Below are 8,042 nucleotides of genomic sequence, written 5' to 3'. Positions count from 1 at the left end.
GCGAACCGGAGGCCCGCGGTCCGGAAGATGAAGACCATGAGCGGGCCTGGAGGCCCGCGGTCCGGCAAGATTCAGTGCCGCACGCGCTCGCGGTGCAGGATGTAGAGGCCGGAGCCCACGATCACGGCGATGCCGACCATCGCCAGGGCGTTGGGCACTTCGCCCCACACGACATAGCCGATGGCGAGCGCCCACAGGATCGAAGCGTAACGGAAGGCGCCGATCACCGAGAACTCGCCGCGCGAACGCAACGCCACGACCACGAACTGGTAGCCCATCGCCAGCAGGAGCGATGAGCCGAGCATGTAGCCGATGGCGCCATTGCTCATCGCCTGCCAGCCCTCGATCGCGGCCCAGCCGCAACCGGCCACCGCCACCACCAGCGCCGAGGTGAAGGACACGACCAGGGTCGGTATGCCCACGGGGAGGAAGCGCACGAGGATGTCGCGGAAGCAGCCGATCATCGTGCCCAGCAGGGCGAGCCAGGTCCAGGCGTTGAGGTCGCCGGGATGCGGCTGGATCACCAGCAGGACGCCCAGGAAGCCGACGATGACGGCGCTCCAGCGCCGCCACCGCACGTCCTCCTTCAGGATCAGGACAGCGAGCACGGTAAGGATCACCGGCGTGGAAAGATTGACCGCACTGGCGATGGCGAAGGGAATCTGGAACAGCGCGATCAGGTAGAAGATGGCCGAGCCTGCCTCGAGCACGCCGCGGAAGACGATGCGCGGGTCCGCCGCCCACCGCAGCTGGCGCCAGGCGCCGGTGACCAGCAGCGCCAGCGCGCACCACAGCGTCGCGAAAAGCCCACGCACGCCGATCGCCTGGACCGCCGGCACGCTCTCGGCGGCGAGCTTGATCAGCGCATCGTTGAAGATGAAGACCACGACCGCCGCGGACATCGCGAGGATGCCGCGGGTGTTGTCGACCACCTGGATTAACTACCTTTTGGGCCGCCGGCCATCTTCATCAAGAGCTTCCAGTGTTCGTCGCTGACCGGCGACACGGAGAGCCGCGACTGGCGCACCAGCTTCAGCTCCTTGAATTTCGGGTCGGCCTTGATCTCGGCCAGCGTCACCGGCTTCTTCACCGGCTCGACTGCCTTGAAGTCGACGGTGACCGACTTGCCTTCCTTGTCAGTCGAATCGGGATAGGCCGTCTTCACGACCTCGGCGATGCCGACGATCTCCTTACCCTCGTTCGAATGGTAGAAGAAGGCGCGGTCGCCCACCTTCATGGCCTTGAGGTTGATCTGGGCCTGGAAGTTGCGCACGCCGGTCCACGAGGTCTTCTTGTCCTTGACCAGCTGGTCCCACGAATAGGCCGACGGCTCGGACTTGATGAGCCAATACGCCATGTCACGCTCCTTCGATCTTCATTTCCCCTCGCGACGCAACGGCCGCGCCAGCAAGGCGCGGATCGCCTCGTCGAGGTCGGCGCCGCGATGCAGGATAGCATCGACGGCTGCACAAATCGGCATCTCGATTTTGTAGCGCGCCGCGCGCGCCAGCACCGCCGGCGCCGTCGCCGCGCCTTCGACAACCTGGCGGCGGCCCGCCATGTAATCGGCGAGCCTGGTGCCCTTGCCCAGGGCCTCGCCCAGCGCGCGGTTGCGCGACAAGGGGCCGTGGCAGGTCAGCACGAGATCGCCCAAGCCGCTCAATCCCGTCAGCGTCTCCAGCTCCGCGCCCATGGCTTGGCCGAGCCGCGCCATCTCGGCGAAGCCGCGGGTGATCAACGCGGCCGCCGCGTTGTGGCCGAGCCCGCGGCCCTCGACGATGCCGGCGGCAATGGCGAGCACGTTCTTCACCGCGCCGCCCAGCGCCACGCCCAGGACGTCGTGCGTCCAGTACGGCCTGAACGCGCCGGCGGCGAGCGCACCGGCCAGGGTCCGGCCGAGCGCCGGGTCGGCAGTGGCGATGCTGACCGCCGTCGGCAGGCCGCGCGCCACCTCCTCGGCGAAGCTCGGGCCCGACAGCATGGCGAACGGTCGGCCGGGCAGGACCTCGGCCAACACTTCGGGCATCAGGAGCCCGCTCGAGGCTTCTATGCCCTTGGCGCAGATGACGACGGGCGCGCTGCCGGCGAGCCGCGCCGCCAGCTCGCGCACGGCTTGGGCAGGACAGACCAGCAGGATCGCATCGCAGGCGGCGAGCGCCGTAAGGTCCGACGCTGCTTCGACGCCCGCGTCGAGCGGGAAGCCCGGCAGATAGACCGGATTGCTGCGATCGCCTGCGATCGCAGCCGCGACCGACGGATCGCGCGACCACAAGGTTACCCGCCGGCCGGCGCGGCGGCCCAGGCAGGCCAGCGCGGTGCCGAAGGCACCGCCGCCGACGATGCCGATATGGCCGAGCTCGCTCACAGGCTGAGATTGAAGGCGATGGAGATGCGCTCGGCACCGCCGCGATAGGGCCGCACCTGATGCAGCAGCCAGGCCGGGAACATGACCAGCCGGCCGGTCCGGGGATGCACGACCTCGTTGGCGCCGATCGACAGGCCGCCCGGCAAAGCGAAGGCGAGCTGCGGCGCGTACATCGCCGGACCCGGGCCGCGCGGATCCATGAATTCCAGCTCGCCGCCCAGCGAAGGATCGGCGGCGATGCCGCCGTCGTCGACGTAATAGACGCCCGACCAGAAGCTGCCGGGATGGGAATGGAACTCGTTGCCGTGGCCCGACTTGTTGATGTTGGCCCACATGTTGGCGCGCCAGGTCACCGACGCGGGCTTGCCCTCGCGATCGGTCGTGTAGCGGCTCGCGAGGTTGCGGCCGATGGCCAGAAGCTTGATCGCCGCGGCGCCGCCCCAGCGATCCATGTCCCAGGTCGATTGCCAGCCGCCCAGGTTGGAATGCTGTGTGCCGGGATGGCTTTTACTGCGCTCGGCAATGACTTTGTTCAGATCGACGTTGAGCGCGGCCGCATCGGGCAAATCCGAGATCACCACCGGCGTGGAGAACAGCGGGACGATCTCGGAGGTCATGGCGGCAGTCTACACCCGAACCGGGGCCGACGCGTCCAGCGGCCAGCGCGGCCGCGGCTTGAAATCCAGGGCATCGGTCAGGCCGAGTCGCAGCCGCTCGATACCGGCCCAGGCGATCATGGCGCCGTTGTCGGTGCAGAGTTTCACGGGCGGCGCGACCAGGCGCGCGCCATTGCGAGCGGCAACTTCTTCAAGGCGGCCGCGGAGATAGAGGTTCGCGGCAACGCCACCGGCAACGACGAGAGTCGGCGACGGCGCCATCGCAAGGGCGTTGGCGCAGCGATCGGCCAGAACGTCGCCGACGGTGCGCTGGAAGGATGCGCAAAGATCAGCACGTGCGCGCTCGTCGTCGGGATCGAGTTTCTCGACGGTCTGGCGCACCGCTGTCTTGAGGCCCGAGAAAGAGAAGTCGCAGCCGGCCTTGCGCCACATCGGCCTCGGCAAGGAAAAACGCTGCGCATCACCGTCCCTGGCCAGGCGCTCGACCGCCGGGCCCCCCGGGAATCCCAGGCCCAAAAGCTTGGCGGTCTTGTCGAAGCATTCGCCGACGGCGTCGTCGATGGTGGTGCCGAGCCGCGTGAAGTCCCCCGGACCGCGCACCGTCAGGAGCTGACAATGGCCGCCCGAGACCAGCAGCAGCAGATAAGGAAACTCGACCTGCTCGGTCAGCCGCACGGTGAGCGCATGGCCTTCAAGATGGTTGATGGCGAGGAACGGCTTTTCGCGCGCAAATGCCAGGCCCTTGGCCGCCATGACGCCCACCATGACCCCGCCGATCAGCCCCGGTCCGCCGGTCGCGGCGATGGCGTCGAGATCGTCGAGGCCGAGCCTGGCCTCGGTCAGGGCGTCCTCGACCAGCCCGTCGATGCGCTCGAGATGGGCGCGCGCGGCGATCTCCGGCACGACGCCGCCGAAGCGGCGGTGCTCGGTCTGCTGGCTGTAGACGACGTTGGCGAGGATCAGGCCGCCAGGCGCCGACCCGGCCGGCGCCTCGACGATGGCGACGGCGGTCTCGTCGCAGCTCGTTTCGATGCCCAGGACGCGCATGCGTGTCTTCTAGCCTCCGTCGTCCGGCTACGCTAGAGCAGCACCATGGCAGCCCTGAGACTAGGCACGCGCGGCAGCAAGCTCGCGCTCACCCAGGCCGGATTGGTGCGCGACGCGCTGGCGCGGTCGGTGCCGGCACTAGCCGCCCCCGACGCCATCGAGATCGTCGTCATCAAGACCACGGGCGATGCGATCCAGGACCGGCCGCTCAGCGAGGCCGGCGGCAAGGGCCTGTTCGTCAAGGAGATCGAGGAGGCGATGCTGGGGCATCGCATCGATATCGCCGTGCACAGCATGAAGGACATGCCGACGGCGCAGCCGGCCGGGTTGCTGATCGCCGCCTTCCTGGCGCGCGAGGATGCACGCGACGTGCTGATCGCGGGCGACGTCAAGCGCATCGCCGACCTGAAGCAAGGCGCCGTGGTCGGCACCTCGGCCCTGCGGCGGCGCGCCCAGCTGCTGCATCGCCGGCCCGACCTCAAGATCGTCACCCTGCGCGGCAACGTCGACACCAGGTTGCGCAAGCGCGAGGCGGGGGAAGTCGAGGCGACCATCCTGGCGCTGGCCGGCCTGAAGCGACTCGGCCTGGAACAGGTCGGCGCGGCGATCCCCGAGGACGAAATGCTGCCGGCCGTCGGCCAGGGAGCGATCTGCATCGAATGCCGCGCGGACGACGCGCAGACGCGGGGCTGGCTTGCCGCCATCGACCACGGCCCGACCGCGACCTGCGTGAAGGCCGAGCACGCCATGCTCTCCGTGCTCGACGGCTCGTGCCGCACGCCGATTGCCGGTCATGCGGTTCTCACAGACGGCGTGATTCATCTTCGCGGTCTGATCGCCAAGCCCGACGGCTCGGAGCTGATCGCCACCGAACGGCGCGGCGGCTTCGCCGATGCCGAGACGCTGGGCCGCGATGCCGGGCACGAATTGCTGCGCCGCGGCGGACCGGGCTTCCTCTCGACCTGATGGCATCGCGTCCCTACAGTCCGCGCATGCGTTCGCTGTCGATCCTGTGCGCGCTGGCCGCGCTGCTCGCCGCCTGCGAAACCGCGCCGGTCACCGGCCGCTCCCAGATGATGCTGGTGGGTGAGAGCGAGGAACGCCAGATGGGCCTGCAGGCCTATCGCGAGGTCCTGTCCAAGGAGCAGGTGTCGGAGGACTCCAAGACCAACGCGCTGGTCGAGAAAGTTGGCCGACGCATCGCCGCCGCGGCCGAACGGCCGCCAGGCGACCTGTGGCGCGCACCGCGCTTTCGCTGGGAATTCAAGACCATCGACAAGAACGAGCCCAACGCCTTCTGCCTGCCCGGCGGCAAGGTCGTGGTCTACACCGGCATCCTGCCGATCACCCGCACCGAGGCGGGGCTCGCCGTCGTGATCGGCCACGAGGTCGCGCATGCGCTGGCGCGCCATGGCGCCGAGCGCATGAGCGACCAGATGGTGGCGCAGGTCGGCGCCACCGCCGCCGCGGTGGCGTTGTCGGCCACCGTCACCGGCCGCAGCCGCGCCTACCTGCCGGCAATGATGGCGGCCGTGGGCGCCGGCGCGACCTATGGCTACATCCTGCCGATGTCACGGGCGCAGGAATCGGAGGCCGACCGCATCGGGCTGATCCTGATGGCGATGGCGGGTTACGATCCGCGCGAGGCCGTCACCGTGTGGGAACATATGCGCGCCGCCAGCACCGGTCCCCGCAAGGCGGAATGGCTCAGCACCCATCCCGCCGATACCACGCGCATTGCCGACATTCGACGCTGGCTGCCCGAAGCGATGAAGTATTATCGCCCCCAGTGAAGAGCAAATCGTGACTGAGACCGCCGAATACGACGCCACCGGGCTCTTGTGCCCCTTGCCCGTGCTGCGCGCCAATCGCAAGCTGCGCGAGCTGCCGGTCGGCGGGTTGCTTACGGTGCGCGCCACCGATCCCGCTGCCGAGCAGGACTTTCCCGCCTATTGCAAGCAGACCGGCCACGAGCTGGTTTCGAGTCGGCGCGAAGGTGACGTCTTGATATTTGTAATCAAGAAACGCTAACCAACACCGTCACTAGAAGATCAGATCCCTCCGCTACGCCCTTCGGGCTCCGGTCGGGACGACGGACGGAGAGCAAATGCCGCAATCGACCTTCAAGACGATCGACTCCATCGACGTGTCCGGAAAGCGCGTCCTGGTGCGCGTCGACCTCAACGTGCCGATGAAGAACGGCAAGGTGACCGACGCCACGCGCATCGAGCGCGCCGCGCCGACGCTCAGCGAGCTTGCGGCCAAGGGCGCCAAGGTGATCGTGCTCAGCCACTTCGGCCGGCCCGACGGCAAGCGCGTGCCCGAGATGTCGTTGAAGCCGCTGGTCGAGCCATTGTCGCAGGCGCTCGGCAAACCGGTGGCCTTCGCCGACGACTGCATCGGACCTCTCGCCGAGGAGGCCGTGCGCGTGCTGAAGCCGGGCGAGGTGCTGCTGCTGGAGAACCTGCGCTTCCACAAGGAAGAAGAGAAGAACGACGCGGGCTTCATCGACAAGCTCTCGGTGCTGGGCGACGCCTACGTCAACGACGCCTTCTCGGCCGCGCATCGCGCGCACGCCTCGACCGAGGGCCTGGCCAATCGCCTGCCCGCCGCGGCTGGCCGCCTGATGCAGGCCGAGCTGGAAGCACTCGACAAGGCGCTGGGCAATCCCAAGCGGCCGGTCTGCGCCGTGGTGGGCGGCGCCAAGGTCTCCACCAAGCTCGACCTTTTGGGCAACCTGGTCGGCAAGGTCGGCAAGCTGATCATCGGCGGCGGCATGGCCAACACCTTCCTGGCTGCGCAAGGGATCAAAATCGGCAAGTCTCTGGCCGAGAAGGACCTCGCGGATACGGCACGCGAGATCATGGCCAAGGCCAAGGCGGCCAACTGCGAGATCCTGCTGCCGGTCGACGTCGTGGTCGCGGCCGAGTTCAAGGCCGGTGCGCCGAGCCAGGTGGTCGATGCCAAGGCCTGCCCCGACGACCAGATGATCCTCGATGTCGGGCCGAAGTCGGTCGCGGTCTATGTCAAGCAGGTCGCCAAGTGCGCGACCCTGGTGTGGAACGGCCCGCTCGGCGCTTTCGAGATCAAGCCGTTCGACAACGGCACCGTGACCCTGGCGCGCGCTGTCGCCGAGCAGACCGGCGCCAAGAAGCTTCTGTCGGTGGCAGGCGGCGGCGATACGGTGGCGGCGCTGGCCGCGGCCGGCGTCGAGGAGAAGTTCTCCTACGTCTCGACCGCAGGCGGCGCCTTCCTGGAATGGATGGAAGGCAAGACGCTGCCCGGCGTTGCGGCGCTCATACGGGCGGCGTAGGACAGGAGGCGATGAGCACGCCACCGCCGCTGCCCGAACGGCCACGCCTGCCGTGGGATCCGCCCGATCACTTCGAGAAGCGGATTCCCGACGGCGACAACCGCGAGCGGCTGGTGTGCGCGCGCTGCGAGTTCATCCACTACCAGAACCCCAAGATCGTCGCCGGCGCGGTCTGCACCTGGAACGACAGGATCCTTCTGGCCAAGCGGGCCATCGAACCGCGCAAGGGTTTCTGGACCTTGCCCGCAGGCTACATGGAGCTGGGCGAGACTACTGAACAGGCGGCGCAACGTGAAGCGCGCGAAGAGGCCTGCGCCACCATCGAGATCGAACGCCTGCTCGCCATGTACAGCGTGGCGCGCATCGGCCAGGTGCAGATCATGTATCGCGCGCGACTGGTGAGCGCCGACGTCGCCGCCGGGCCTGAGAGCGAGGACGTGGCGCTGGTGGAATGGAAGGACATTCCCTGGGAACAGCTCGCCTTCCCGACCGTGATCTGGGCGCTCGCCCACTTCCATGAATCGCGCGGCAAGACCGACTTCGCGACCTACTCGAATCCCACGGGCGACCTCGCCCGCATGTGGCCGCCGCGCAAGCCGGCTGGCGTGTAGGGCGTTACGATCCGTCTCCTCATTCTCCTCTCCCCCGCTAGGGGGAGAGGTTGGGAGAGGGGGTTACAGGCGTCTTCGAAGCCCCCTCT

10 protein-coding genes are annotated in these 8,042 nt (G+C 68.2%); 5 read left to right on the top strand and 5 right to left on the bottom strand.

Annotation, left to right across the window (positions count from 1 at the left end):
- Positions 1–71: 71 nt before the first annotated feature.
- Genes RSO01_RS44875 through tsaD form a run of 5 tightly spaced genes read right to left on the bottom strand, consistent with a single transcriptional unit; the run spans position 72 to position 4,029 of the window.
- Positions 72–932, bottom strand: a complete 861-nt coding sequence (locus RSO01_RS44875; RefSeq protein WP_147157131.1) for a DMT family transporter — start codon at positions 930–932, stop codon at positions 72–74.
- Between the two features lie 5 nt (positions 933–937).
- Complete coding sequence (locus RSO01_RS44870) at positions 938–1,357, bottom strand: EVE domain-containing protein (RefSeq protein WP_147157130.1); 420 nt, start codon at positions 1,355–1,357, stop codon at positions 938–940.
- An 18-nt stretch (positions 1,358–1,375) separates the two neighbouring features.
- Positions 1,376–2,365: an NAD(P)H-dependent glycerol-3-phosphate dehydrogenase gene (locus tag RSO01_RS44865; protein WP_147157129.1), complete on the bottom strand. Its 990-nt coding sequence runs from the start codon at positions 2,363–2,365 to the stop codon at positions 1,376–1,378.
- Positions 2,362–2,982 carry a TIGR02466 family protein gene (locus RSO01_RS44860; RefSeq protein WP_147157128.1) on the bottom strand — a complete coding sequence of 207 codons (621 nt, stop codon included), beginning with the start codon at positions 2,980–2,982 and terminating at the stop codon, positions 2,362–2,364. The genes RSO01_RS44865 and RSO01_RS44860 overlap by 4 nt, the downstream gene beginning before the upstream one ends.
- A gap of 9 nt (positions 2,983–2,991) precedes the next feature.
- Positions 2,992–4,029: a tRNA (adenosine(37)-N6)-threonylcarbamoyltransferase complex transferase subunit TsaD gene (gene tsaD, locus RSO01_RS44855; RefSeq protein ID WP_147157127.1), complete on the bottom strand. Its 1,038-nt coding sequence runs from the start codon at positions 4,027–4,029 to the stop codon at positions 2,992–2,994.
- Between the two features lie 45 nt (positions 4,030–4,074).
- Here tsaD and hemC point away from each other — a divergent pair, with 45 nt between their 5' ends.
- The 5 genes from hemC (at position 4,075) to RSO01_RS44830 (ending at position 7,953) form a co-directional block, all read left to right on the top strand.
- Complete coding sequence (gene hemC, locus RSO01_RS44850; RefSeq protein WP_147157126.1) at positions 4,075–4,995, top strand: hydroxymethylbilane synthase; 921 nt, start codon at positions 4,075–4,077, stop codon at positions 4,993–4,995.
- Between the two features lie 26 nt (positions 4,996–5,021).
- Complete coding sequence (locus RSO01_RS44845; RefSeq protein ID WP_147157125.1) at positions 5,022–5,822, top strand: M48 family metallopeptidase; 801 nt, start codon at positions 5,022–5,024, stop codon at positions 5,820–5,822.
- Between the two features lie 10 nt (positions 5,823–5,832).
- Positions 5,833–6,060, top strand: coding sequence for a sulfurtransferase TusA family protein (locus RSO01_RS44840; RefSeq protein WP_147157124.1), 228 nt, complete (start codon positions 5,833–5,835; stop codon positions 6,058–6,060).
- A 76-nt stretch (positions 6,061–6,136) separates the two neighbouring features.
- Positions 6,137–7,342, top strand: coding sequence for a phosphoglycerate kinase (locus tag RSO01_RS44835; protein ID WP_147157123.1), 1,206 nt, complete (start codon positions 6,137–6,139; stop codon positions 7,340–7,342).
- A gap of 11 nt (positions 7,343–7,353) precedes the next feature.
- A complete protein-coding gene (locus RSO01_RS44830; protein ID WP_147157122.1) occupies positions 7,354–7,953 on the top strand; it encodes an NUDIX hydrolase in 600 nt (199 codons plus the stop codon).
- Positions 7,954–8,042 lie beyond the last annotated feature (89 nt).

The sequence above is a fragment of the Reyranella soli genome (assembly GCF_007992495.1).
In the GTDB taxonomy this organism is placed as follows: domain Bacteria; phylum Pseudomonadota; class Alphaproteobacteria; order Reyranellales; family Reyranellaceae; genus Reyranella; species Reyranella soli.
Note: the sequence above shows the minus strand (reverse complement) of the source record. Positions and strands in the feature narration are given on the sequence as shown.